The organism is Nitrosopumilus sp. b3 (assembly GCF_014078525.1).
Classification (GTDB): Archaea; Thermoproteota; Nitrososphaeria; order Nitrososphaerales; family Nitrosopumilaceae; genus Nitrosopumilus.
The window spans coordinates 177,340-200,634 of the sequence record NZ_MU078693.1 but is presented as its reverse complement, the minus strand read 5'-3'; the positions used below and the strand labels follow the sequence as shown (position 1 = coordinate 200,634).

28 protein-coding genes are annotated in these 23,295 nt (G+C 32.0%); 14 read left to right on the top strand and 14 right to left on the bottom strand.

Annotated features, from left to right (window positions below):
* Positions 1-495: a hypothetical protein gene (locus tag C6990_RS01155; protein ID WP_255465079.1), complete on the bottom strand. Its 495-nt coding sequence runs from the start codon at positions 493-495 to the stop codon at positions 1-3.
* Between the two features lie 81 nt (positions 496-576).
* Here C6990_RS01155 and C6990_RS01150 point away from each other — a divergent pair, with 81 nt between their 5' ends.
* Entirely contained in the window at positions 577-1,074 is a 498-nt protein-coding gene (locus C6990_RS01150; protein WP_182127907.1) for a CopD family protein, read from the top strand.
* On the opposite strand, the gene rtcA is transcribed toward C6990_RS01150, so the two are convergent.
* The gene (gene rtcA / locus C6990_RS01145; RefSeq protein ID WP_182127906.1) at positions 1,054-2,079 is read right to left on the bottom strand and encodes an RNA 3'-terminal phosphate cyclase; all 1,026 of its coding nucleotides are present in this window, start codon (positions 2,077-2,079) and stop codon (positions 1,054-1,056) included. The two genes, C6990_RS01150 and rtcA, sit on opposite strands and share 21 nt — an antisense overlap.
* A gap of 63 nt (positions 2,080-2,142) precedes the next feature.
* Here rtcA and C6990_RS01140 point away from each other — a divergent pair, with 63 nt between their 5' ends.
* From C6990_RS01140 to C6990_RS01130, 3 genes are read left to right on the top strand one after another with little or no spacing between them, the layout of a single operon-like run.
* Positions 2,143-2,637: a nicotinamide-nucleotide adenylyltransferase gene (locus tag C6990_RS01140; protein ID WP_182127905.1), complete on the top strand. Its 495-nt coding sequence runs from the start codon at positions 2,143-2,145 to the stop codon at positions 2,635-2,637.
* Positions 2,638-2,677: 40 nt separating this feature from the next.
* A complete protein-coding gene (locus tag C6990_RS01135; protein WP_182127904.1) occupies positions 2,678-3,823 on the top strand; it encodes a pyridoxal-phosphate-dependent aminotransferase family protein in 1,146 nt (381 codons plus the stop codon).
* 41 nt (positions 3,824-3,864) lie between these two features.
* Positions 3,865-4,662 carry a peptidylprolyl isomerase gene (locus C6990_RS01130; protein WP_255465077.1) on the top strand — a complete coding sequence of 266 codons (798 nt, stop codon included), beginning with the start codon at positions 3,865-3,867 and terminating at the stop codon, positions 4,660-4,662.
* On the opposite strand, the gene C6990_RS01125 is transcribed toward C6990_RS01130, so the two are convergent.
* Positions 4,659-5,723, bottom strand: a complete 1,065-nt coding sequence (locus tag C6990_RS01125) for a sn-glycerol-1-phosphate dehydrogenase (protein ID WP_182127903.1) — start codon at positions 5,721-5,723, stop codon at positions 4,659-4,661. The genes C6990_RS01130 and C6990_RS01125 overlap by 4 nt on opposite strands.
* A 76-nt stretch (positions 5,724-5,799) precedes the next feature.
* On the opposite strand from C6990_RS01125, the gene psmB reads away from it, so the two are divergent.
* Both psmB and C6990_RS01115 read left to right on the top strand, forming a co-directional pair.
* Complete coding sequence (gene psmB, locus C6990_RS01120) at positions 5,800-6,432, top strand: archaeal proteasome endopeptidase complex subunit beta (protein WP_182127902.1); 633 nt, start codon at positions 5,800-5,802, stop codon at positions 6,430-6,432.
* A gap of 7 nt (positions 6,433-6,439) precedes the next feature.
* Entirely contained in the window at positions 6,440-8,380 is a 1,941-nt protein-coding gene (locus tag C6990_RS01115; protein ID WP_179371633.1) for a beta-CASP ribonuclease aCPSF1, read from the top strand.
* Here C6990_RS01115 and sepF read toward each other — a convergent pair.
* The gene (sepF, locus tag C6990_RS01110) at positions 8,372-8,650 is read right to left on the bottom strand and encodes a cell division protein SepF (protein WP_182127901.1); all 279 of its coding nucleotides are present in this window, start codon (positions 8,648-8,650) and stop codon (positions 8,372-8,374) included. The two genes, C6990_RS01115 and sepF, sit on opposite strands and share 9 nt — an antisense overlap.
* A gap of 72 nt (positions 8,651-8,722) precedes the next feature.
* Complete coding sequence (locus C6990_RS01105) at positions 8,723-9,736, bottom strand: tRNA (5-methylaminomethyl-2-thiouridylate)-methyltransferase (protein ID WP_255465076.1); 1,014 nt, start codon at positions 9,734-9,736, stop codon at positions 8,723-8,725.
* A 73-nt stretch (positions 9,737-9,809) separates the two neighbouring features.
* Here C6990_RS01105 and C6990_RS01100 point away from each other — a divergent pair, with 73 nt between their 5' ends.
* The gene (locus C6990_RS01100; RefSeq protein WP_182127899.1) at positions 9,810-10,874 is read left to right on the top strand and encodes a M24 family metallopeptidase; all 1,065 of its coding nucleotides are present in this window, start codon (positions 9,810-9,812) and stop codon (positions 10,872-10,874) included.
* A 2-nt stretch (positions 10,875-10,876) separates the two neighbouring features.
* On the opposite strand, the gene C6990_RS01095 is transcribed toward C6990_RS01100, so the two are convergent.
* Genes C6990_RS01095 through C6990_RS01065 form a run of 7 tightly spaced genes read right to left on the bottom strand, consistent with a single transcriptional unit; the run spans position 10,877 to position 16,129 of the window.
* Positions 10,877-11,356 (bottom strand): hypothetical protein, encoded by a 480-nt coding sequence (locus tag C6990_RS01095; protein ID WP_182127898.1) that lies wholly within the window; start codon positions 11,354-11,356, stop codon positions 10,877-10,879.
* A 10-nt stretch (positions 11,357-11,366) separates the two neighbouring features.
* Positions 11,367-12,173, bottom strand: coding sequence for a methyltransferase domain-containing protein (locus C6990_RS01090; RefSeq protein WP_182128059.1), 807 nt, complete (start codon positions 12,171-12,173; stop codon positions 11,367-11,369).
* A gap of 45 nt (positions 12,174-12,218) precedes the next feature.
* Positions 12,219-12,386 (bottom strand): hypothetical protein, encoded by a 168-nt coding sequence (locus C6990_RS01085; RefSeq protein ID WP_182127897.1) that lies wholly within the window; start codon positions 12,384-12,386, stop codon positions 12,219-12,221.
* The gene (gene coaBC / locus C6990_RS01080; protein WP_182128058.1) at positions 12,383-13,621 is read right to left on the bottom strand and encodes a bifunctional phosphopantothenoylcysteine decarboxylase/phosphopantothenate--cysteine ligase CoaBC; all 1,239 of its coding nucleotides are present in this window, start codon (positions 13,619-13,621) and stop codon (positions 12,383-12,385) included. Before coaBC ends, C6990_RS01085 begins: the two co-directional genes overlap by 4 nt.
* Positions 13,611-14,450 (bottom strand): 3-methyl-2-oxobutanoate hydroxymethyltransferase, encoded by an 840-nt coding sequence (gene panB / locus C6990_RS01075; RefSeq protein ID WP_182127896.1) that lies wholly within the window; start codon positions 14,448-14,450, stop codon positions 13,611-13,613. The genes coaBC and panB overlap by 11 nt, the downstream gene beginning before the upstream one ends.
* On the bottom strand, positions 14,443-15,207 hold the full coding sequence (locus C6990_RS01070) for a phosphopantothenate/pantothenate synthetase (RefSeq protein WP_182127895.1): 765 nt from the start codon (positions 15,205-15,207) through the stop codon (positions 14,443-14,445). The genes panB and C6990_RS01070 overlap by 8 nt, the downstream gene beginning before the upstream one ends.
* Before the next feature lie 10 nt (positions 15,208-15,217).
* Entirely contained in the window at positions 15,218-16,129 is a 912-nt protein-coding gene (locus tag C6990_RS01065; RefSeq protein ID WP_182127894.1) for a pantoate kinase, read from the bottom strand.
* A gap of 65 nt (positions 16,130-16,194) precedes the next feature.
* Between C6990_RS01065 and C6990_RS01060 the strand changes: the two genes are divergently transcribed.
* Positions 16,195-17,175, top strand: a complete 981-nt coding sequence (locus C6990_RS01060) for an AbrB/MazE/SpoVT family DNA-binding domain-containing protein (RefSeq protein WP_182127893.1) — start codon at positions 16,195-16,197, stop codon at positions 17,173-17,175.
* Here C6990_RS01060 and C6990_RS01055 read toward each other — a convergent pair whose 3' ends face one another.
* Together C6990_RS01055 and C6990_RS01050 are read right to left on the bottom strand one after the other, a co-directional pair.
* Positions 17,176-17,691 carry an NUDIX hydrolase gene (locus tag C6990_RS01055; protein ID WP_182127892.1) on the bottom strand — a complete coding sequence of 172 codons (516 nt, stop codon included), beginning with the start codon at positions 17,689-17,691 and terminating at the stop codon, positions 17,176-17,178.
* A gap of 25 nt (positions 17,692-17,716) precedes the next feature.
* Positions 17,717-18,619 (bottom strand): AsnC family transcriptional regulator, encoded by a 903-nt coding sequence (locus tag C6990_RS01050; RefSeq protein WP_182127891.1) that lies wholly within the window; start codon positions 18,617-18,619, stop codon positions 17,717-17,719.
* Between the two features lie 146 nt (positions 18,620-18,765).
* Between C6990_RS01050 and C6990_RS01045 the strand changes: the two genes are divergently transcribed.
* The 6 genes from C6990_RS01045 to C6990_RS01020 all read left to right on the top strand — a co-directional run bounded on the left by C6990_RS01045 (position 18,766) and on the right by C6990_RS01020 (position 23,295).
* On the top strand, positions 18,766-19,923 hold the full coding sequence (locus C6990_RS01045) for an ABC transporter permease (protein ID WP_182128057.1): 1,158 nt from the start codon (positions 18,766-18,768) through the stop codon (positions 19,921-19,923).
* 106 nt (positions 19,924-20,029) lie between these two features.
* A complete protein-coding gene (locus C6990_RS01040; protein WP_255465099.1) occupies positions 20,030-20,623 on the top strand; it encodes an ABC transporter ATP-binding protein in 594 nt (197 codons plus the stop codon).
* Positions 20,620-21,924, top strand: a complete 1,305-nt coding sequence (locus C6990_RS01035) for a COG1361 S-layer family protein (RefSeq protein WP_182127890.1) — start codon at positions 20,620-20,622, stop codon at positions 21,922-21,924. The genes C6990_RS01040 and C6990_RS01035 overlap by 4 nt, the downstream gene beginning before the upstream one ends.
* A 44-nt stretch (positions 21,925-21,968) precedes the next feature.
* Positions 21,969-22,292: a hypothetical protein gene (locus C6990_RS01030; protein WP_182127889.1), complete on the top strand. Its 324-nt coding sequence runs from the start codon at positions 21,969-21,971 to the stop codon at positions 22,290-22,292.
* A 188-nt stretch (positions 22,293-22,480) separates the two neighbouring features.
* On the top strand, positions 22,481-22,669 hold the full coding sequence (locus C6990_RS01025) for a hypothetical protein (protein ID WP_182127888.1): 189 nt from the start codon (positions 22,481-22,483) through the stop codon (positions 22,667-22,669).
* Positions 22,670-22,914: 245 nt separating this feature from the next.
* Entirely contained in the window at positions 22,915-23,295 is a 381-nt protein-coding gene (locus C6990_RS01020) for a hypothetical protein (protein ID WP_182127887.1), read from the top strand.

Genomic DNA, 23,295 nt, shown 5'->3' with positions numbered 1-23,295 from the left:
TTAATAACCAGTCTGAAATTCATTTTCTGCTTCACTCCACGAAGATTGAGTAATGATAGTTCCATCGGCACTAAAACTTGTGATTTTATTATCTATCATTGCTTGATATATTTCTGAATTAATATCTCCTTTACTTAGAAGAAATATGTTTTTCAAAGGAATTTCAGCACCTGAACTAAACAAAGCTCTTCCAGGTAAAGAAATATCTGCTGTTGAATATAACCCTGAACCCAGTAAAGTTCCATCTCCATAAAGATTGTATTCTATAACTGAAACTGTGAATGTCTTATCACTGGGGTTTTTTATTAGAAAAGTAACACTGAACTTTGCTTGATTATTTATTTCATTTACATCAATTAATTCAACATTGGTTAATTCTATCTCAACTTGATTGAGTTCATCATTATCAAGACTAGCATAGAAAACAATTCCTCCCATTAATGCGAAAACACCAGCTACTGCTGCATAAACTGTCATCTTGCTTTGAAGTGCCATTCCAACGTAACAGACTATGTACAACTAAAAAACGTTGTCAAGATCCAAATACATAATATTTAATCAAAGATATCATTATCTATGACAGCACTAGAACAAGCAATTCTAACATGGATTCATCTTGTTTCAGCTGCAATATGGGTAGGAGGTTCACTTTTCATTGGAATTGTTTTCTCTCCACTTCTCAAAACAATGACAAATTCAATAGAAGAAAGAATGCAAATTATGATTCGTGTTGGAAGAAGATTCAACAAAGTTGCTGTTCCATCATTAATAATTTTGATGGCTACGGGATTATACAGTTCACATATGTTGCTTGGTAAACCTGAGCTACTTGTAGCTACAAGCTATGGGACATTCCTAATAATCAAAATTATTCTTGTTGTTGGGTTAGTTGTTACATATGCAATACATGTAAGGGTAATTCGTAAAGATGTTGAAGAAAAAATTATGTCAAACCAAATGTCAGAACCCCAAATTCAAAAATTAAGAAAAAAGATCATTATTCTTGGAGAAATTACCGTCGTTTTGTCAATTGCAATTTTATTTTTTGCATCTTTACTTGATGCTGGAGTTTGAAACTCCCTCAATTATCACTTCAAAGCCATTGTCTAATTTTCCAATTCCATATTTACATCCTGTAATTTTTGATGTTACAAACAAATTTGTTTCTAGATGTTTTGTGATTTCTTTTACCAAAAATGTTGTTCTTCCAGGGCATAAACTTGCAGGAACTACAAGCATATCAGCTAAATTCGTATCTATTCCTTGTGTTTTTTTAATAAATTTCTCAAAATTCAAATCAAACCTTTGCGTTTTTTTATCAAATAAACAATCAACTCCGATTATAGAGTTCTCATCAATGCTGTAAATTAATAGAGATGCTCCAGAATCCATAGCTTCTTGATTGGTAATTTCTACTTCAACTTTAAAACCTTCATTGGTAAATTTATTTTTCATTTGCTGAATTTCTCTTTCAATTATTTCAATTGCAATTTTTGAAAATGTACAAATTATTTTTACATTATTTGTTTTCCTTTTTGCAAATGATGTTAATTTTAGTTTCGAAGGAAAAACCTGTAATTTTATTTCTCCACCTCCCTTTGGATAGTAACCACGTTTAATTAATTCTAGAGAAAATTTTATTCCCATTCTAGAAAATGCTTCTTTTAGAACATACTGTGTATAATCAATGCAAGGACTCCAGAGAACATCCGTTCCACCCTTAATTGTTAAACTTAGTTTTTTTTGAGCAATTGCAACTACTGGAATTAAAACTTGTAAAATTAAAGATATACTTCCAGCAGTTCCAACATCTTCACTTAATTCTAAACTATCAATGTCTCCTGGAATAAATTTTAATTCTGTAGAACCAATCCCCGCACCAATCACTTTTGCATTTGAAATTTTTTGAAGAATTCTAATAGATGTTAGATGTTGTGGTCTTAATCCAGAAACTTTTCTATTTTTTCTTATGTTTTCTAAATGAATTGATTGTTTTGTAATACATGCAAGTGCAATTGCTGAACGAATGATTTGACCTCCTCCTTCTCCATGACCACCATTAATTTTTAAAAAATCCACAAATTTTTACATTCAATACTCTTTATGATACTTTTTTTACACTGGTATTTTCTACATTTTTGTATGAATGGATTGTTAATAGGGAGATTTCAGCCCTTTCACTTGGGTCATCTTGAAGCTTTGCAGTTTGCACTATCTAAAGTTGATAAATTATGGTTAGGTTTAGGTAGCTCAAACAAGTCTCCAGAAAAAAATAATCCATTTTCTGCTGAAGAACGTAAAGAAATGATTTTATCATCAATTGATGACTCTATGAAAAATAGAATTGAAATTTATTTTATTCCTGATTTGGACAATCATATAAAATGGATAGAAAAAATCGATTCTATTGTACCAAAATTCGATATAGTTTTCTCAAATGATGAATTAACAAAACATCTGTATTCAAAAAGAACTGTTCAAGTTATTTCTATTCCATTTTTGAAGAGGGATGAATTATCTGGAACCAATATACGAGATCTAATTGCTAGCGATCAAAAATGGGAACATCTTGTTCCTGAAGGTTCAAAAAATTTTTTGATTAACACTAGTGCTAATGAGCGTTTGAAAAATCTCTAATTATAAATAAACCCCATATGATATTGATTGTAGATTACACATGGAATATCTTTCAATGCTTCCTGGTCCAACAAATGTACCTAATCGAGTGATGAGGGCTATGCTTGCACCAATTATTAATCACAGAAGTGATGATTTTGTTGAACTCTACACTGATGTAGTAGACAAAACTCAACAAGTGTTTGAAACACAAAATGATATCGTAGCTTTATCCGCATCTGGAACCGGTGCAGTAGAAGCTGGCGTTGTAAATTTAGTTAAAAAAGGTGATAAAATCATCATACCTGTCAATGGAGAATTTAGTAATAGATTATCCCAGCTAATTGAAGGACAAGGAGCTAATGTTGTTAAACTTCAAACTCCACCAGGAGAAAATGCAACTTTTGATCAAGTAAAGGAAGCATTTGATAACAATAAAGATGTTAAAGCATTCTATGTTGTCCACAATGAAACTTCTACAGGAACCATGGTCAATTATCTTGATAAAGTATCTGACTTGACATCCAGAAATGATGCATTCTATGTTGTAGATTCTGTTTCATTACTTGGAGGTGCTCAACTACCAGTTGATAAATGGAATATTGATGTATGTATGACTGGCGCACAAAAAGCAATTGCTGCTCCACCCGGTATTTCACCAATTTCTGTTAGCGCTAAAGCCAAAAAATACATGATGGAAAATCCACCACCTACAATGTATTTCAATTTAGCCAGATATTTCAAATATTATGATGAGGAAAAACATACACCTTTCACACCAGCACTTCCACTGCTTTATGCATACAGGGAAGCATTATCAATAATGTTAGAAGAAGGATTACAAAATGTCTTTAAACGTCATAAAGTTTGTTCAGATGCATTATACTCTGGTCTAAGTGCAATGGGTCTTTCTCCATTTGCAAAAGAAGAAGATCGTTCAATCTCAATTGTTGCATTGAATTATTTGGATGGACTAGAAGACAAAACTTTCAGAAATACACTTGCTGATAAATTCAAGGTTTTAGTTGCTGGTGGATTTGGTAATCTTAAAGGTAAAGTATTCAGAGTTGGATGTATGGGAGAAGTAAGTCCGTATCATGTAATGAGAACCATTTCTGCAATTTCATCCACCTTAGCTATGATGGGATATGATGTTGATGCTAAAGCAGGACTCAAAACTGCAGAAGAAAAACTAAAAGCTCTCTAAATCCTGTTAACTTAATATAAGGAAATTCGAGAACGATCCCATTGACTTTCGATAAAGGTTCATTAATTCTAGTCGATTATACTGCTAAAGTAAAAGATACTGAAGAGATTTTTGATACCACTATCGAGGAGGATGCAAAAAAACATTCTATCCATGAACAAAACGTAAAGTATCAACCAAAACTAGTTTCAATTGGTGAAGTTTCTTATCCAGTTTTAAAAGGATTGGATGAAGCACTTGCAAAAACTTCTGTTGGAGATAAACTCACAGTTGAAGTAACACCAGACAAAGGTTTCGGTGAAAGAGACTCTGGTAAAGTTAGAATGATTCCACTTAGAAAACTAGGTGAGGATGCAGAGAAAGTTTCAGTAGGTGACACAATTGAAGTTGATAATAAAAGAGGAATAATCCGCTTTATTGGTTCTGGTAGAGTCCAAATAGATTACAACCATCGGTATGCTGGAAAAACTATCTTATTTGATGTCAATGTAATTAAATCACTTGATTCTCCAAATGACAAAATTGATGGAATTCTAAAAAATAGATTGCCTGTTGAGGATACAAAAATTTCATTTGAATTAAAAGATAAAGAAACTAGCATCACAATTCCTGAAGAAATTTTACGTGCTGATGGTTTACAAATAATGAAACACTTTATTCAATTAGATATTTTCAAATTTGTTCCAACATTAGAAAAAGTGAATTTCGTTGAAACACATGTTAACAAACAAACTCAGGAAAAGAAAGTAGAAAAAACCACTGAAAAAACCACTGAAAAAACCACTGAAAAAACCACTGAAAAAACCATTGAAAAAACACCCGAACAAAAAACCGCTTAAATCACTTTAGTACTTTTCGCAAGATTCATTGCCTTTCTTTCTGTCATTTCTATCTCTTTTAGAATAGTATATCTTTCAGGTCTCAAGTCTTGTGCAATTACAAGTGCATCAATAATTTGATCTTCTGTTAAGCCAATCTGTTTTGCAGTTGTTGGGGCACCAAGGTCTTTGAGAGTCTTTACAATTTTTTTCCAATCTTGACCTTGAAGTTTTGAAATCAAAATAGATCCTAATCCACATTTTTCACCATGCAATCCTTTTCCTGGTGCAATCTTGTCTAATGCATGAGAAAAAAGATGTTCTGCTCCAGAACATGGTCTGCTACTTCCTGCTATACATGATGCAACCCCTGCACTAATTAGAGCCTCTACAATCACTCTTGCATCAAGTCCTTTTTTGGCATATTTACTTGAATTCTCCATTACAATATTTGCACTCATTAGAGCCAGATCTGCTGAATATCTACCATAATACTCTCCAGTTTTTTCATGACCTAATTGCCAATCTTTTACAGCAATAATATTTGCAATTAAATCTCCACATCCACTTGAAAGTAATCTGGTAGGGGCTTTTTTTATAATATCAATATCTACAAAAACTCCCAAGGGGGCACTTGCTATAATTGAATGTGGCTTGTCTGTTTTAACTGAAACAAACGGACTTGCCATTCCATCATGTGATGCTGCCGTTGGCACACTCACAAACGGTATATCCAAATTAAAAGAAACCATTTTTGCAGTATCAACAGAACGACCTCCTCCAATCCCTGCTACAATATCACTATGATCTTTTTTGACGTCTTTTTCAATTTTATTTAGACTCGTAATCATATTATCTTTTGATAAATGCCAAACGAACTGAATTTTTTTTGATTTCAATGATTTCTCAATTTTTTCTTTGAGAATTTTTTTTACATGAATTCCTGAAATTAGAGATACTTTCTTCGGTTTCGTAAGATTGTGGAGAAAATCACCAAATTCGGAGATATTTTTTTCCCCTACTACAATCTGTCTAGGTAATTCCATGGTATGTGATTGCATGCGATCTTGATTTTTTGTCATTATTTATGATTTCAAGTGATCAAAAAGTTATTTAAAAGGGTGAGATGCCATTCACTTTATCTTAAAAGGTGTATTTTTGTCAAATAATGTTGAAGAAAAAATTCTGCACGGGACTACCACTGTAGGTATCAAGGCTAAAGATGGTGTTGTATTATGTGCAGATATGAGAGCCAGTGCAGGCTATTTTATCGCAAATAACAACACTATGAAAATCCAGAAAATTGATTTACACGCAGGATTGACACTGGCTGGTGGTGTTGCAGACGCACAAAATATTGTTGATATTTTACGTTATCATTCCAATCTTCATAGAGTCGAAAAACAAGGACCAATTTCTATTCATTCACTTTCAAGACTTTGCTCATTGATATTCCATCAAAACCGAGGTTATCCATTCATGGCTGATATTCTGGTTGGTGGTTATGATGCAAATGGTCCTGCTTTATTTAATATTGACATGTTTGGTTCGGTTGAAGAAAAATCATATGTTACTACTGGTAGTGGATCACCAGTTGCCTATGGTTTACTTGAAGAAGAATATAGGGAAGATCTTACAGTCGAGGAAGCAAAAAAAATAGCTCTCAGAGCTGTAAAAGCTGCAATTGTTAGAAACATTGGAACAGGCGATGGAATTAACATCGCAATAATGGATAAAGATGGATTCCGTCTTTTGACAGATGAACAAAAGAAAGCAGTTATCGAACTTTAGTGATTTAATGCAAAGAAAACAACAACAAAAAGAATTACCTCCTAGTAGCCAGAATATAATGGCAACCATACTGCAAAGTATTCCAAAAGAGGCAAGTGTTACAAAAATAGAATACGAAGGTCCAAGAATTGCACTTTATACAAACTCTCCTAGATATCTTATGGAAAATAATGAAACAATTTCAAATCTTGTGAATATTATCAAAAAAAGAATAGTTGTAAGAACTGATGAATCAATTAGAAAACCTGAAGATGAAGCTAGAAGAATTATTGCAGAATGTGTTCCAGAAGAAGCAAAACTACAAGGAACAATATTTGATACTGCTACAGGTGAAGTATCAGTTGAAGCAAAAAGGCCTTGGTTGTTACAAAGAAATGCAAAAGAATTCAATCATGCTGAAGTAACAGAAAAAATGGGCTGGAAATTACGTATTAGAAAAGCTACAACTATTCCCTCAAGAACCATTCAAACTATCAATGCAACCCTCAAACAATCATCTGCTGAGAGAAGCAAACAACTCAAACAAGTAGGTGATGAAATTTTTCGACCTCGATTATCTCAAAGAACTGAAGTTTCTCTTTATACCCTTGGTGGCTTTGGCCAAGTTGGAAGATCCTCACTATTACTATCTACTCCTGAAAGCAAGATCTTAATTGACTGTGGAATTAATCCAGGTGCACGCTCCCCAATGGATGCCTATCCTAGATTAGATTCTCTAAATATCACTCTAGATGAACTTGATGCAATAGTCATTGGACATGCACACTTGGATCATACAGGATTTTTACCTGCTTTGTGCAAATATGGTTACAAAGGCCCAATCTATTGTACTGAACCAACTTTACCTATGATGAATCTGATTCAATTAGACGCAATCAAAGTGGCTGCTGCTCAAGGCAGAACCCCAATTTATTCTGAAAGAGATGTAAAACAAATCATGAGACAGACTATCACATTACCCTATGGAACTGTAACTGATATTTCTCCTGACATTAAACTGGTTCTTGCAAATGCAGGTCACATTCTTGGTTCTGCGTTATGTCATTTTCATATTGGAAATGGAGATCATAACTTTGTTTATTCTGGAGATATTAAATTTGGAAAAAGTATTTTGTTTGAAGCTGCAAGCTGGAATTTCCCTAGAGTAGAAACACTATTGATAGAAAGTACATACGGTCTTAAAGAAGACATTCAACCAACAAGACAAGAGGTAGAATCTGCTTTCATTAATGCAGTAAACAATACTTTAGCAGATGGAGGTAAAGTTTTGATTCCAATTCCAGCAGTTGGACGTGCACAAGAAATCATGATGGTGATTGATCACTATATGAAATCAGGAGAAATGATTGAAGCGCCAGTATTTACAGAAGGAATGATTTCTGAAGCATCTGCGATACATGAATCATATCCTGAATATCTTGCAAGAGAACTAAAACAAAAAATCTTAGAGACTGATGATAATCCATTTGATTCAGAATATTTCACTAACATTGAACATGGTGATGCTAGAGAAGAACCAATGAGAGAAAACTCACCATGTATTATTTTGGCAACATCTGGAATGTTGGAAGGAGGGCCTGTTTTAGAATATTTCAAAAATATTGCACCTGATAAAAAAAGTAAAGTCTTATTTGTTTCATATCAAGTTAATGGAACTTTAGGAAGAAGAGTTCTTGATGGTTCTAAACAAGCAACCATGTTAGGAAAAGAAGGTAAAGTAGAAGTTGTCACAATCAATTGTGGTGTTGAAAAACTAGATGGATTCAGTGGTCACAGTGATTATAACCAATTAATGTCATTTGTACAAAGATTGAGACCAAAACTTAGACGAGTACTTGTTAATCACGGTGAACGTAAAAAATCAGAAAATCTTGCAATGAACATTAGACGAATGTATAGAGTACCAGCTCATTATCCTCAAATTCAAGAAGCAATAAAATTATTTTAGATCGTACTCTGGTTTCCAAATTTTTATGTTAGATGGAGCAACAATAATTCTCTCTTCACCTAATCTTGCAATATCTGCATTAGCAGCTTTTGCAATAGAATACAGCTCTTCAACAACTTTTCTTAATTGGTCCACATCCTTCTGAGCTAAGGGAGTGACTCTTAAAATCAAAATCATCTCCTTTTTGATATCTTCTTTTATGGAATGAACATCGCTGATATCTCTAATCGTTATAGCCTTGAGATATGTTGGACTTTCTTGTTTTTGCATCCTATTGAAAATCTGATCTACTCCTTCAAAAACTCTTCTTTAGTTACGACTAATTTTTTTAAAAATTCACGCCTACATTCTAAATTTAATGTAAGATTCTTCTTTAGCACATTGAGAGATTACTTCTTCAATTAACTCATTATTTTTTACTGTAACAACACAATCTTGATTTTTTGGAGCATCTGAATATCTTAGTGTAACAGAAGCTGCAAACTTTACATGAGATTTTGAATTATTACCTCGTAAAATTGATACTGGTCCTAGATGATCTTTTGCTTCAAGTAAAATATCTCCAGGTAACGCAATTGCTTTTATCATTTCATTTTCATCTTTGTTTCTTCCAACAACAAATTTTGTTTCTTCATCTAATCTGAAATGTCTGCCAATTTTTAACAAATCAATATCATTTATTGTTGGAGTTTCAACATGTTCAAACAAATCTTTAGCTTTAACCCCAAATTGTGGTTCTGTTAATAGACAACCACCTCCTGCATTAGGTGGATTTTCAATTCCATATTTTTTTGCCATTTCTAATTGATTTCGTCTTGTTCTACCTCTTATCATTCCAAGATCTTCTCTTTTGATCAATCCCTCTTTTTCTGGATCAGTTTCTGGAAGTAATCCAGCTGATAATGGTCTTACAATTTTTCCAACTAGACCTGATTCTTTTTCAATAATACTTAATGAAGGTGCATGTTGACTCATTGGACGTTGTCCTAATACTTCACCTGATATGATAAACTCTGCACCAATTTCTTCCATGTGTTTTTTTGCAGCATCAAACATCATAGTTCTACAATCAACACACGGATTGAAACCAGCACCAATTCCATGTTTTGGATGCTTTAACATCTCAATGTATTCATCACCGAGATAGACAGTTTTTAAATTAACATTTAGATCATCAGCACGTTCTCTAATTTCAAATCCACACCCTCTTCCACAATCAAAATCACAAAATGGTGTTTTTATTGCAACAGCTGAAACATCAAATCCCTGTTCTTGCATCATACGTACTGCAAGCTGACTATCAAGACCTCCTGATAGTAATGCAACAACTTTTTTCTTTTCTTTTTCTTCTGTCACAGCGATCAACTTTAATTTTCCATATACAAACTTTACATCATACATAAATTGAGAATGTGAGTGTTGTTCTTGTATGAAAGATAGAAGAAAGAATCTTCTAAAATTTGCTCAAAAGATCGATTGTGATACATTAGTAACATTTGAGCCTGAAAATTTGTTTTATCTGACTGGATTTTGGGGTGAAGCAATTGGATTGCTAGAAAAAAATGGAAAAACCACAATCATTGCTCCAGAGTTAGAAATAGGAAGGGCACGAGAAGAATCTGAAGATTGTGATGTTATTACAGCAGAACGTGGAACAGGCTTGATTTCTTCTTTAATTGATAAAATCAAAAAAAATCGAGTTTGTACTGATTGTCAAAATTATTCTGTAATGATGTCTTTGAAAAAATCAATTCCAAAAATCAGACCATCAGTTGAACCATTTTACAATTCACGCATTATTAAAGATGAAAAAGAAATCAAAACTCTCAAAAAAGCATCTAAAATTATAGATGAAATGTTCGATATTTGCTCAGAAAAGATGAAAGTTGGTCAAAAAGAATCTGAATTACAAACAATTCTAATGACATATGCAATGGAGCAAGAAATGTTTGACACTGGTTACAAATCTACCCTTAATCCACTGATAATTGCTGGTGGTCCAAACGGTGCACTTCCTCATGCACAAGTAACTCAAAGAAAATTCAAAAAAGGTGATTTGGTTGTAACTGATCTTACGTTAAGATACAAAGGATATGTCTCTGATGCTACTAGAACTTTTGCACTTGGAAAAGTTTCACAACAAGCAAATGAAGCATATGAAATTGTAAAAGAATCACAAAAACTTGGTCTAAAAGCTGTAAAACCTAATGTATATTGTAAAGATGTAGATCTTGCTTGCAGAAAATACATTGAAGATAAAAATTTTGGAAAATACTTTATTCATTCCACTGGTCATGGTATTGGATTAGAAGTACATGAACTACCAACCATTTCTTACAGAAGTGAAACAAAATTAGAAAAGAATATGGCAATTACTGTTGAACCAGGAATTTACATTGAAAACAAATTTGGGATTCGTATTGAGGATTCATTGATTGTTAAAGAGAAACCTGTTGTAATGCATAAATTTACAAAAGATTTAGTTCAAATTTGAGCCTAATCATAAAAATCTACTAAATCAATTATATGTTTTGAATCTTGATTGTTTGATGTAATTTTTCCTAAACTTTTATCCACATTCCAATCATAATTTAATTCACCTTTGTAAGATTTGAAATTCAATATTATGTTGTATTCCTCACCATTAATTTTTGATATGGCTAAATCAACTATAGTTTTTTTATGATCAAAAATTTTCTCATCAGGATACTCTTCACTAATTTTATTAGTTATTGCGTCCATTACAGTCAAGCCAAAATCATTCGGTCCATTATAATTCATTAAAAGATCCAATACCTGTCTTTCTTCAGATGTGAGTTCTGGAAAACTACTTTCAAGGTCCCCTTTTGTTAATTCCGGAACTACAAATACAATAAGCATTGCAATCAAAGCAAGATAAATCGGAGCTCTTTTTTTGAGAAATGATTTAAAATCATTCTTTTTTGGCTTTCCTTCTTTTTTCTTTTCTTTTACCATTTCTTGAATCCTAATATTTTGCAGTTAAAATTAAAACTTGCCAAGGAAATAGAATATTCCCATCTTTCTTTGTATATTGAGATGTCTTTTCTTTTACCATCTCTTTCAATTCTTTTCTTTTAGAAGATTCTAACTCATCAAGTTTCGTTTTCAATGGTTTAGCTACGTATTTGATATAATTTTTCCAGTAATCCTCAAATTTTCCAGGACTATAATGAAAAACAAATTCTTTCACTGAAATTTTTGAGAATCCTGCTTTACTAATTTCTTCTCTTAATGCAGATTTTGTACCAAATCTATCAAGATCTGGAGATCCCGGTGGAATATAATCTGGAATAAACTTGGTTACAGAATCTAAAATATTGCTAAAGAATGGAACTTTTTCTCTTTTACCATGAACTGAGATTCCAATTTTACCTGATTTTTTAAGGCTATTTCTCATATTTTTTAGTGCTTTACTTGCATTTGGAAAGAAAAATAATGCATATTGGCATGTAATAATATCAAATTTTTTTGAAAAGCTAAAATTTTCAGCATCAATGTTTAAAAAATCTAAATTAGATTTTTTTCCATTCCATTTTCTTGCAATATTAATTGCAGTACTAGAAGTATCAGCGCCTATAACATATCCTAAACTACCCACTTTTTTCCTAATTTCTTTTGTAACAACTCCAGTTCCAGATGCAACATCCAATACAGAATCCCCTTTGCTAATGTTTACTAATTCTACTAACTTTGAAGTGCTTTGAAAAGGACCTTCACTCACACTTGCCCATCTTTTATGATAACGTGGTGCAACCTCATTCCATATACTCATGTTTCTTTTTTTGTATTCCAATGATTTTGGATTTAACAACTTTGACTATTCCATTAAATCTGATTTTAATGTTCGTCCTGTTTCATGAAAATATTTATGCTCAATTTCTTTTAATGTTTTTTCAATTTTAAAACTGTCAGCATGCTTCTTGTTCTTTTTTTCTCTAAATTCTTTGTATTGTGAAATTAATTTTTTCAGCTCAGAGTTTTTCATTTTAACTTTTTTTCAATTTCTTTTCTAATTAATTTTACAATCTTTTCTTTCTTTTTCAATCCTGAAGATACGATTTTCTTATTATCAATAATTAATATCTGATTATAATCAGGATTTTTTTGATATTTAATTCCAATATCATTTGCAATGATAATATTTGCATCAACATCTTTTAGCTTTTTTTTGGCAGATTTAATTAAAGCACTTTTTGAAATATTTGATTCAGCTTTGAATCCAATAAGTATAGCATCATTCTGAAATTTTCTTACCAGATCTATGATTTTTGGAGCCTTTTTGAGCCTAATTGTCAGAGATTTTTTGTCGCTTTTTATTTTGGATTTTGATACATTTTCTGGAGTATAATCTGATACAGCTGCTGCCATAATTACAACATCAAATTTTTTCTTTAACTCATTTTTAACAACATCAAACATTTCTTTTCCTGTTTTCACATTGATTATTTTAGCACCCTTTGGTGGTTTTTCATTCCCTGGTCCATAAACAATAGTAACTTTAGATCCTGCAGAAATCAACTCAGATGCTAAAAGAACTCCAGTTTTTCCGGAACTAAGATTTGTAACTACTCTTACTGGATCTATGTATTCTAGTGTAGGACCTGCAGTCATTAACACTCTTTTATTTTTTAATCGAGATGTGAATCCAAATTTACTTAAAACAATATCTAAAACATCTTCTGGTTCTGGAGCTTTTGCTTTTCCTTCAATCATTTGTGGACTAAGAAATTGAATTTTATTTTTTAGAAATTCAATATTCTTTTTAACTGCTAAATTATCATACATTGATTCATGCATAGCCAAACACATTAGAATTGGAATCTTTGAACCAAATCCTACTGTAAGAACTGTTGATACAGGTGTATCATCAATTCCATTAGCAAGTTTTCCAAGTGTATTTGCTGTTGCAGGATATACAATTATCAAGTCTGATTGTTTATAATCGGCTAATTTGATATGCTCTAATTCACCAGTAAGTTTTGTTATGACTTTGTTTCCAGTAGCCCATTTAAAATAATCTGGTTGTATCAGTTTTGTAACTGCATTACTTGCAACACATGTGACATCAGCACCATGTCTCATCAATAATCTTGCTAATTCTATTGCTTTGTAAGCTGCTACACTACCTGCAACACACAGAACTATCTTTTTACCTGAAAGCTCCACACCTTTTGATGAAACGATATCCAGTGATGGATGATCTTTTTTCTTAACCACCAATTTGCTCACGTAATTTTTCTAACTCTTCCTCCTCCATCGAAAACCAATTTTCTTCTGCAGGAAACGTGCCTGAAATTACATCATTTTTGTAATCTTTTAATGATTTCACAATATCTTCAGACAAATTCATGTATCTTTTAGCAAATTTGGGTTTGATTTTCTCGTACATCCCTAGTAAATCTTGGACAACTAGTACTTGCCCATCACATCCTACACCTGAACCAATTCCAATAATTGGCACACTTACTGTTTGAGAAATTATTTCTGCAACTTCATGACTGACCATTTCTAGGGCAATACTGAATACTCCTGCATCTTCAAGATCTTTTGCATCTTCAATTAACCTCATTGCAGCATCTTTTGTTTTTCCTTGAACTTTGTATCCTTGTGAAAGTGTAGTTGTTTGTGGCTGAAATCCGATATGTCCCATAACTGGAATTCCAACATCTACAATGGCACTAATTGTTTCGGCCATAATAGAACCTCCTTCAAGCTTTACAGCATCAGCTCCTGCTTTGATTAATTTACCAGAATTATTGATGGCATCTTCAATGCTTGCTTGGTATGACATAAATGGTAAATCAGATACTAATAATGAATTTTTTCTTGCTCTACTAACTGCTTCAGTAAACATACACATTTGATCCATTGAAACATTGAGTGTATTTTCATATCCCAACATTACCATCCCTGCACTATCGCCAACTAGCAGTACATCAATTCCTGCTTTATCACAAAGAGAAGCTAAACTATAATCATAACTAGTAATAACTGAAATTTTTTTCTTTTCTTTTTTCATATTGATTATGTCTTGAACTGATTTATGCAATTCTTGCTCTCCTTGTTAAATTATTTTTTATTTGAATAATATTTTCACCCAAGTTCTTTTTATTATCAAATTCATCTATAATTTTCTGAAGACTATTCGTATTTTTCTTTGAGAGTTTTTTACATTCTTCAATTAACAAAACTATTCCACGAGTTACATTATCCACAATTGTTATGTTTGCAGTATGTGAAGTTCTAGAAAGTGGATTTAGATCAAAAGTGATCACAATCTTCCCTGCATTTCTTAGTGCCATTGTTCTATCTCCATCTTCTAAAGGGACAACAACTACATCTGCTGCAAAAATTCCATTTTTATCAACTATTCTTCTTGCAGAATCAATTCCATGTAATTTTGTAGAAGAATTGGGATTTGAACCTAAAATTTCTTTTGCACCAGATTTTTTGAGTGTGTTAATGATTGCCTTTTTTCTGATTTTATTTGCATAAAACAAATTTACCTCAAGTTTAGCCTTGATTTGCTTTGATAGTTTGACAATATCTTTGGGGCACAGTGCTGCTATATTTCCATTAACTGAAATGACCGGTCTTTCAGCAAGTAAAAGTTGCGCAGCTGCAGCCCTAATTGCATTTTTTGCAAGTCTTCCTGTTTTTTCTCCTAAAAGATAATCAAAAGCCTCACCCCTACCTTGAGCAAGTAATCCTTCTTTTGCAACCAATCCATTTTCAAATCCTTTTACAAGTTTCTCCCGAATAAATAATGATTTAGCTCTTGGATGTGATTTTGGAATTAAAGACATGTAATTTCAATTAATTAAAAAGAACTCGTGCTCCTTGATTATCTAATTCTGATTTGATAATTATTCCCTCTGGATATTTCTGTAAAATATTCAAAACAATACTTTCTTTTTCTTTAGGAATCATTGAAAAAACTGTTTCACCAAATAATGCAATTCCACATTTAATTTCATTCTTAGATAATTCATCAACTAATTTTTGCATTCTTGGAGTCATAACATCAACATATTTAGCAAATTCTAATGACATATCTTGAAAATGCTCGTAGTTTTTTGATTCTAATAATTTGTTTACCATTTTTCCACCAAGACCATTGATTTGAGACAAACGTTCTTTGATGAATTTATTTGTAGAAATTGGAGAAAAACATATCATCATAATTACAATTTTATCTGTAATTATTTTTTCAACACTTCCAATTCCTGGCGCTCCAGGTTTAATACGAATTTCAAAACCTCCATGATATGATGCTAAAACATCTCCGAGCCCTGTTTTACAATTTACTTCTGCATTATGTGCTATTTGTCCAATTCTTTTTTTATCTAATTTTGTATTAAGAGCTTGATCTAATGCATAAGATAGTGATAAAGCAACAGCGCTACTAGAACCTAGACCATATCCTACTGGTATCAATATTTCATGTTCAATATCAAAAAACTTATCAGAAAATTCCCCAAGCTTTAAGAATTCATTTAAGACATACTCTGACACATCAGTTTTATCTGATTGATGCCCTTTTGTTGAAATGCAAAAATGTGATTCTTGATTATTTTTTGTTTCAATTTTTACTCTAGTAGTTACTCCTTGTTTAATGGAAAAACCTGCACCCATAGAACCCAGATGCTCTAAATCTTGATGAGGGTCCTCTATGTGTGCTGTAAAAAAGCCTGTAATGTGAGCGGGACAAAATGCCTTAGCCTCCATTGATCTGAGTTTAAATTTTACACAAAATATAAGAATATGCTTTAAATTAATTAAATTAGTATAAATTGACTAAATTCATTCGACGCCTACAAAAAATTGGAAGTACCATCCTAGTATCACTTCCAAAAGAATGGGTTGATGAAAATAATCTAGACAAAACTAGTCAAGTTGAACTGGAAACTGGACATGATAGCATCTCAATATCCCTTAACAAAGAATCTCGTCGAACAAAAGAACTAGTAATATCCTACCCATTACCAAAAGAAGAAAATATAGTAGCTGACATTACGGGAGCTTATCTTTTAGGATATGATGTATTCAAGATTAATTCTAAATCTAGTATACCTGGAGAAGATAGAGAAAAAATTCGTAATTCAATGAGACGATTAGTAGGGATGGAAATTATTGAAGAAGATGCATCTCATATTGACATGCAATTTCTTTTAGATGCAACAACCCTTGATCCTCAGAAAATTCTAAAAAGAATGAGTTCAATTGCACTTGGAATGTATGACGATGCATCAAAAGGATTGATTTTAGAAGATAAATCCAATTTGGAAACACTATCAAAACGTGATGTTGAAGTAAATCGCCAATATTTTTTATTGGTTCGTTTAATTCGTAGTGCACTAGTTGATAAAAAATTAGCTAATGCATTTAATTTAGAAAATATTGATGTTCTTGATTATAGAGTAGCAGCCAATCTTCTTGAAAATGCGGGAGATTCTATTGTTGAACTTTCAAATTTCATTTACAATTCATCTTTATCAGAAGAACATTCAAAAAAGATTTTTGATATTGTAAAAGATTTTGGAATATTTGCAGAAAAATCAATTGATGCATTTGCAAAACCTGATAGACTCTTAGCCATTGAAGCAATATCCTTACATAAAAAATATGAACAAAATCTAAGTAGATTAAGATCTACATTAGGTAATAAAAAACAAATTCCAATTGAATTTCTTGATTTAGTATACATGTATGAAAAGATTGCACAATCTTGGGCTGATGTTGCCGATCTTGTAAAACCAATTTACAATAAATAGCTAGTAAAGTTTCTTTTTTGCAGCATATGTCAGGACTGCACATATTGTTTTTGAATCTTGAATTTTTCCAGTTTTGATCATTTTGATCAATTTCTTCAAATCCATTTTTACAACAGATAAAATCTCATCATCGTCTAGCTTCAAATCCGCAATTTTCTTTAATCCCGAGGCTACAAAACAATGAATTACTTCTGTATTATATCCAATTGAAGGATAGTAAGTAATTAGATGTGTCATTTTTTTTGCTCTGTATCCAGTCTCCTCTTCTAATTCTCTAAATGCACATTTTACTGGCTCTTCTTTTTTTTCTAATGTTCCTGCAGGAATTTCTAAAACATACCCATGTGGAAATCTATGTTGCTTCACAAGAATAACTTTTTTTTCTTCATCAAATGCAAGCATTGCTGCTGCACCTCTATGCTCTATCATTTCACGTTTTACTTTTCTTCCTTCTATTTTTCCATCATAAACACTAAGACCTAAAATTTTTCCTTCATAGATCTTCTCTTTTCTCATTCTAAATCTTATAATTTGTTATTATTTAATTTGTTTGATATGCTAGATGTAATTTAGATGATTTCTTAAAATCCTTAATAGCTTTTTCTAACCATTTAATATGGAATGAAATTTTTTTTGGAATGAACAAATCTGCTGATTTTACATTTTTTACAGTTCTAACTTTTTGTGTTATTTCATCCATTTTGAAAATATTATCACTATACATAAACAAAACAATTTGATTTTTAGCAATAAATGGAATTTGTAAATATGATTTTGAAAATATTTTATTCATTTTCTCAAGTGTCTGCTTAAGATCTCCATTAATCCATGTAAGTATTGCATGTGGAATGTAATTTTTAATTTTTGTAGGGTCATAAATTATTGTAAATTGAACTCCATCATTTTCTTGTAATTTTTCAATGCACCTTGTAATTGTTTTTGTTGATAAATTTGTCCTTTGAGCGATTTTTTCAATTCTTGATCTAGGATCTTTGATTAATTCTTCTATAATTTCTAAATCTGTCTTTGTAAGATTTGCATTAAATCCTGGATTTTCTGCCTCAAAAATTGATAAAACTCTAACGTCTTTCATCAATTTATTTGCCAGCTGAATTTTTTGTTTCATATTCTCTTTTACTACAATACTGCAAACAGTGATTCCGCCTACACATAGTACAACAAAAAATGGTTCACCCACAAGACTGATCTGTTCTAAAATTTCGTCAATGTTTTCTCCTGACACAACAAAATACAAAACTCCATAACCCAATACTGGAGGCTCAACTTTTATGAAAAATTCTTCTATGATCTTTTTTTCTTTCATTTTTTTAATTCTAGCTCGTACTGCTCCCCCAGAAATTCCTAATTCAATTCCAATTTGCCTGTCTGATTCCCTACAATTATTTAATAATCTACTTAGGATTTTCATATCTAAATTGTCCATTATATCACCTAAAACCTCTCAATAAAATACAGAATCTACTAATATGATATAAAACTGTCTATAATGTTAGCACTATTCATCAAATATATTAAATATTAGACTATTTCATTGATTTTGTGGAATATCGGCTACGATTAGCAAAAAGAATGCTTTTCAACAAAAAGGGCAGTCTAATAGGTGCTGTATTGGCAGTAACCATTGGAATTTTAGTTATTCATGTAAACTTTGTAATTTTTCAGGGACTCTTTGATGCCATAGTTCGAGATATCAGCGATTATCGAAATGGAGATATTCTTGTAACTGATGACGCAGATTTTATTGATAAATCCGATCTATCCCTTGTAAATTGGTTTGAGAGAATTCCATATGTTGAAGCTGCAACCCCGCGGCTTTCATCGACGGCAGAAATGAATATGACTAAAAATGGAAAATTAATTGAAGAAACTAGAGTTCCAATTGTTGGCGTTGATCCTTTTAGAGATATTCTGGCATCTACTGTAGCTCAGACTGTAAAAGATGGTTCCTATGTCTTCTCTAGAAATTCTATTGTGTTAGGATCAAATGTTGCAAGAGATCTTGGTGGAGCTCAAGTTGGAGATAGTGTCAAAGTTCTCGTAGTTGATAGATATGGCCAAGATCAAATTCGAAGATTTACTGTTTCTGGAATCGCACAATCACCTGGAGGTCAGGGGTTTGATTATACAGCTGTTGTACATATTGATACATTACGTGATATGATGAATAGACATGGTGATTCAGGATCATTAATAGTAAAACTCAGTGATCCCTCAAAGGCATTTGAAGTAAAAGAATTCTTTTTACGATCATTCCCAAATGATGATTTCATTGCAGAAACAATTGAAGAATCAGCAGAACAACAACTAGCTGGTTTTAGATCAGGTATTGCAATGATTAACATGATTGGATATTTTGGAATGATGTCCTCAGCGTTTGCCATTGTTACAATTCAGATGATGTTAGTTAATGGTAAAACAAGAGAAATTGGTGTAATGAGGGCAATAGGAGCTAAAAGAAAAGATATTCTCATAATTTTTATTTTCCAAGGAATGATAATTGGAGCAATAGGAGCTGGAGTTGGAACTGCCACAGGATTAGGTTATACATTTTATGCAAAGGAAACAAAAATGTCATTTAACAACAGTCTGCCTCTAGAAGTATCATATAATTGGGAAAAAATCATTCAAACAGCCTTAACCTCATTTATTCTTGCAATTATTGCATCATTGTATCCGTCTTATAGGGCGACTAAATTATTACCAGTGGAGGCGATGAGAACTGTCTAAGGTACTAGAAATTACTAATCTATCCAAAATTTATGGTGAAGAAGAAAATAAAGTAAAAGCTCTTGATAATGTTTCTTTTTCAATAGAAAAAGGAGAGATTGTCCTCATAGTTGGAAGCTCAGGTTCAGGAAAATCTACATTACTTAACATGATTGGATTATTAGACCACCCTACAAATGGAAAAATTTTCATTGATGGAGTTGATACTACAACACTTGATGACAATAACATTTCATCCTTTAGAAATAAAAAATTAGGATTTATTTTTCAATTTTCAAATTTGTTGACTGATCTTTCAGTTCTAGAAAATATTTTACTACCAAGGCAAATTGCAGGTACAAATCACACCGCAGAAAATGATGCAAGAGATTTACTAAAGGCAGTTGGATTAGAAGATCAAATTAATAAACGTGCAAATAAAATTTCTGGTGGGCAAGCTCAAAGAGTTGCAATAGCCCGAGGATTAATTAACAAACCTTCCATAGTTTTAGCTGATGAGCCAACTGGAAATCTTGATTCTGTCACTTCAAAAACTATTGTTCAATTAATGAAATCAATGGCCAAAAATCTCAATCAAACATTCATTATAGTAACTCACGACAGAGAACATTTTGGTGATGTTGACAGGGTTATCACAATCAAAGATGGCAGGGCATTTGAAGGTGATCAACCATCAGAGATGGAGGTTATTGCAAAATGATTCTAAAAATATTGTTTGCACTCTTTGTAATTGGATTAATGCCTTTTATTTTTGAAAACTCCTATGCTCAAATAAAATCTGGAGGGTTTGGTGATTCTCCATTTGAGCGAGACTTTGGTGATGTCAAATTTTTAGATGCGTATTTTGGTACCATTAATGATAAAATCGAAATTGAAGGAGGAGATAGTAATGTTCCATTTACAGTGGTATTTGCAAATGTAGGAACTCAAGATATTACAGGGATTCGTGGGCAATTGTCATTACCATTAGGATTCTCAGCATCTGATGGCCCAGGCTCAATTATTTTTGCAGATAGCGACTCTAATTCATTAGCTGGAGAAAACTTTCATCTTACATTTTTTGTTAATATCGACAAAAATGTAAAAATTCAGCAGTATCCTGGGACCGTTAAGGTAGATTATTCTAGATTACGTGAGTCTGGAGTAAGAACTGCCTTTGCTGATTTTAATTTTAAAATCACAGGTGATAGCATAATTAATGTTAGAGCATTAGAACCATTTCTTACATCATTACAAACAAACAATGTCTCAATTGAAATTTCAAATGATGGAACAGCACCAATCTCTGGAGTAGATGTAGTTGCAGCAAATACTCAGACTGAACTTCCATCAACATCAACTTCTACTACAAATGTTGAAAATGTAGTTATTCTTGAATCAAATTGGGATGTCGGGCAAATTAATCCGAAGACATCAAAATATCTTACAGCAACTGTATACGTTCCAGAGGGATTGAAAGGAGATACCTTAAGAATTCCTTTGTTAATTTCATATTATAATCCACATGGGGATTTAAAACAGATCTCAAAAATTGTTGATTTTTACATTAAAGGATTAATTGATCTCACAGTTTTCAATGTAGAAGTTATTGAATTATCTGACACCCAAATGGTAGTTGGAGAAATTATTAACGAAGGAAATCAGGATGGATTATTTGGATTTGTAACTGTTGAACCTCGTGGTGATTCAAACATACTTTCCAATACTCAATTCATTGATGAAATTGAAGTTGATGCACCTGTTCCATTTAACGTTCCAATAGAATTTGATGGTGAACCAAGATATGGTGAACATGAAATTACAATTACTGTAAGATACAAAGATAGTACAAGAGATGAGGTATTTTTAACACATGATACAACCATCTTTGTAAAAGAACTAACAAATGATAATGAAGGTGGTCCTGACTTGACCATGATTTTAATTCCAATTGCTTTGGCAACTGGTGCTGGAATCTTTATTATTCGTAGGCGTAAAAAAGCCAAAATTGAGGCAAGTTAGAGATTAATTTTTAATTATACTGGGAGAATTAAGGTCAGTTCAAATTGAGGTTAAGTATTCTTGTTTTAATTGCAGCTATTGCAATAGGCAGCACAGTAATTATTTTGGGTTTTTTAACAAATCACGAATATGTTGAAATCTCTGATCAATATAAAAAATTAGAAAATTACAAAATCGAATTAGAAAAAATAAATCAACAGAATCAACAAATTCTAGAAGATTTACAAAAACAGATTGAAAATTCTGATGATACCTCCCTGGAACAAATTCGTAAAGAAATTGATGTAGCAAAGCGTGTTATTGAAGATAATAAAGCAGAACTTGAAAGAGTAATTGAAAGACTATCCCAAATAGAACCTACGACCTAAAATACTGATTCCATTTTTGGGAAATTTACATCATAATTATATCAAATCTAAAGAAAACCCATTTGGGTATGGCAAAGGGAATTTTTCTATTTCTAGCTGGTAGTATAGTTGGATTTATCACAACACCTCTTCTTTGATATATTTTGAAATTTTCTTAATTCATATAGTTACAAAGAATATTTTTCTTAATGGAGACTCATCAAAAATTATCAATAATTGGAGCAGTTTTACTTGTAATTACTTTTTTGATAAATTACTATCACCAACAAGTTCATCCTGATGAAGAGCTAAATTATGCATATGTTACAGGCATTGCGATGTTAGTTGCATTCTCAATTAGTTTTGTAATGTTTACAAAAGATAGATTAAACTCTTAAGATTACTATATCAAAAATCAAATAGATGGTGTAAGGTCTCTTTTAGGGAAAAAGCCTCCATCCTATCTATTTGTTGAAAATACTTTTAATTTGAATATAAGACACACGTAGAAATTATCAGTGATCTCTAAATATGATTTTACAAAATCTAATCTAACCGTCACCAAAGTACAATTCGTTTTTGGTCTTAGGTTACATTACTTTCAAGACCGTAAGATTATAAGCAATTACTAGATCTTGCGAATATGCCTGGGGATGAGATTGAAGTCCCAAAGGAATTGCGAGAATTCATGCTAGAAGGAGCGGAAGAAACATTCCTTGGACAAAAAAATGGAGCCAACAAGCAATATCGTTATGGCAATTTACACATTAGAGAATATGATGAAAAATTTTTAGTTCATACTGATAAAATTGATCCAAGAAAAGATCCAGTTGGACATTTAATTTATGATGCACCAGAGATCTTAATTGGTTTAGCATGTGCAATTTTTGGGGGATCACAAATTACAAAAAAACTAAACAAAAATTCAAAAAAGAAATCAATTACAGCAGGATTACTTTCATCAATAATTAGTGGATATCTTGGATATACAGCAACTAAAAAAATTAAAAAACATGTGGAGTAA

Coding starts and splice junctions, on each gene's coding strand:
- C6990_RS01065 (WP_182127894.1), bottom strand. CDS start 16,129: ATGGAGGCTAAGGCATTTTGTCCCGCTCACATTACAGGCTTTTTTACA.
- C6990_RS01025 (WP_182127888.1), top strand. CDS start 22,481: ATGGAGACTCATCAAAAATTATCAATAATTGGAGCAGTTTTACTTGTA.
- sepF (WP_182127901.1), bottom strand. CDS start 8,650: ATGCAAAAACAAGAAAGTCCAACATATCTCAAGGCTATAACGATTAGA.
- C6990_RS01090 (WP_182128059.1), bottom strand. CDS start 12,173: ATGAGTATATGGAATGAGGTTGCACCACGTTATCATAAAAGATGGGCA.
- C6990_RS01045 (WP_182128057.1), top strand. CDS start 18,766: ATGCTTTTCAACAAAAAGGGCAGTCTAATAGGTGCTGTATTGGCAGTA.
- C6990_RS01125 (WP_182127903.1), bottom strand. CDS start 5,723: ATGACAAAAAATCAAGATCGCATGCAATCACATACCATGGAATTACCT.
- C6990_RS01095 (WP_182127898.1), bottom strand. CDS start 11,356: ATGGTAAAAGAAAAGAAAAAAGAAGGAAAGCCAAAAAAGAATGATTTT.
- C6990_RS01085 (WP_182127897.1), bottom strand. CDS start 12,386: ATGAAAAACTCTGAGCTGAAAAAATTAATTTCACAATACAAAGAATTT.
- C6990_RS01115 (WP_179371633.1), top strand. CDS start 6,440: ATGCAAAGAAAACAACAACAAAAAGAATTACCTCCTAGTAGCCAGAAT.
- C6990_RS01035 (WP_182127890.1), top strand. CDS start 20,620: ATGATTCTAAAAATATTGTTTGCACTCTTTGTAATTGGATTAATGCCT.
- C6990_RS01100 (WP_182127899.1), top strand. CDS start 9,810: ATGAAAGATAGAAGAAAGAATCTTCTAAAATTTGCTCAAAAGATCGAT.
- C6990_RS01055 (WP_182127892.1), bottom strand. CDS start 17,691: ATGAGAAAAGAGAAGATCTATGAAGGAAAAATTTTAGGTCTTAGTGTT.
- C6990_RS01150 (WP_182127907.1), top strand. CDS start 577: ATGACAGCACTAGAACAAGCAATTCTAACATGGATTCATCTTGTTTCA.
- C6990_RS01140 (WP_182127905.1), top strand. CDS start 2,143: ATGAATGGATTGTTAATAGGGAGATTTCAGCCCTTTCACTTGGGTCAT.
- C6990_RS01050 (WP_182127891.1), bottom strand. CDS start 18,619: ATGGACAATTTAGATATGAAAATCCTAAGTAGATTATTAAATAATTGT.
- C6990_RS01020 (WP_182127887.1), top strand. CDS start 22,915: ATGCCTGGGGATGAGATTGAAGTCCCAAAGGAATTGCGAGAATTCATG.
- C6990_RS01135 (WP_182127904.1), top strand. CDS start 2,678: ATGGAATATCTTTCAATGCTTCCTGGTCCAACAAATGTACCTAATCGA.
- C6990_RS01070 (WP_182127895.1), bottom strand. CDS start 15,207: ATGTCTTTAATTCCAAAATCACATCCAAGAGCTAAATCATTATTTATT.
- C6990_RS01155 (WP_255465079.1), bottom strand. CDS start 495: ATGGCACTTCAAAGCAAGATGACAGTTTATGCAGCAGTAGCTGGTGTT.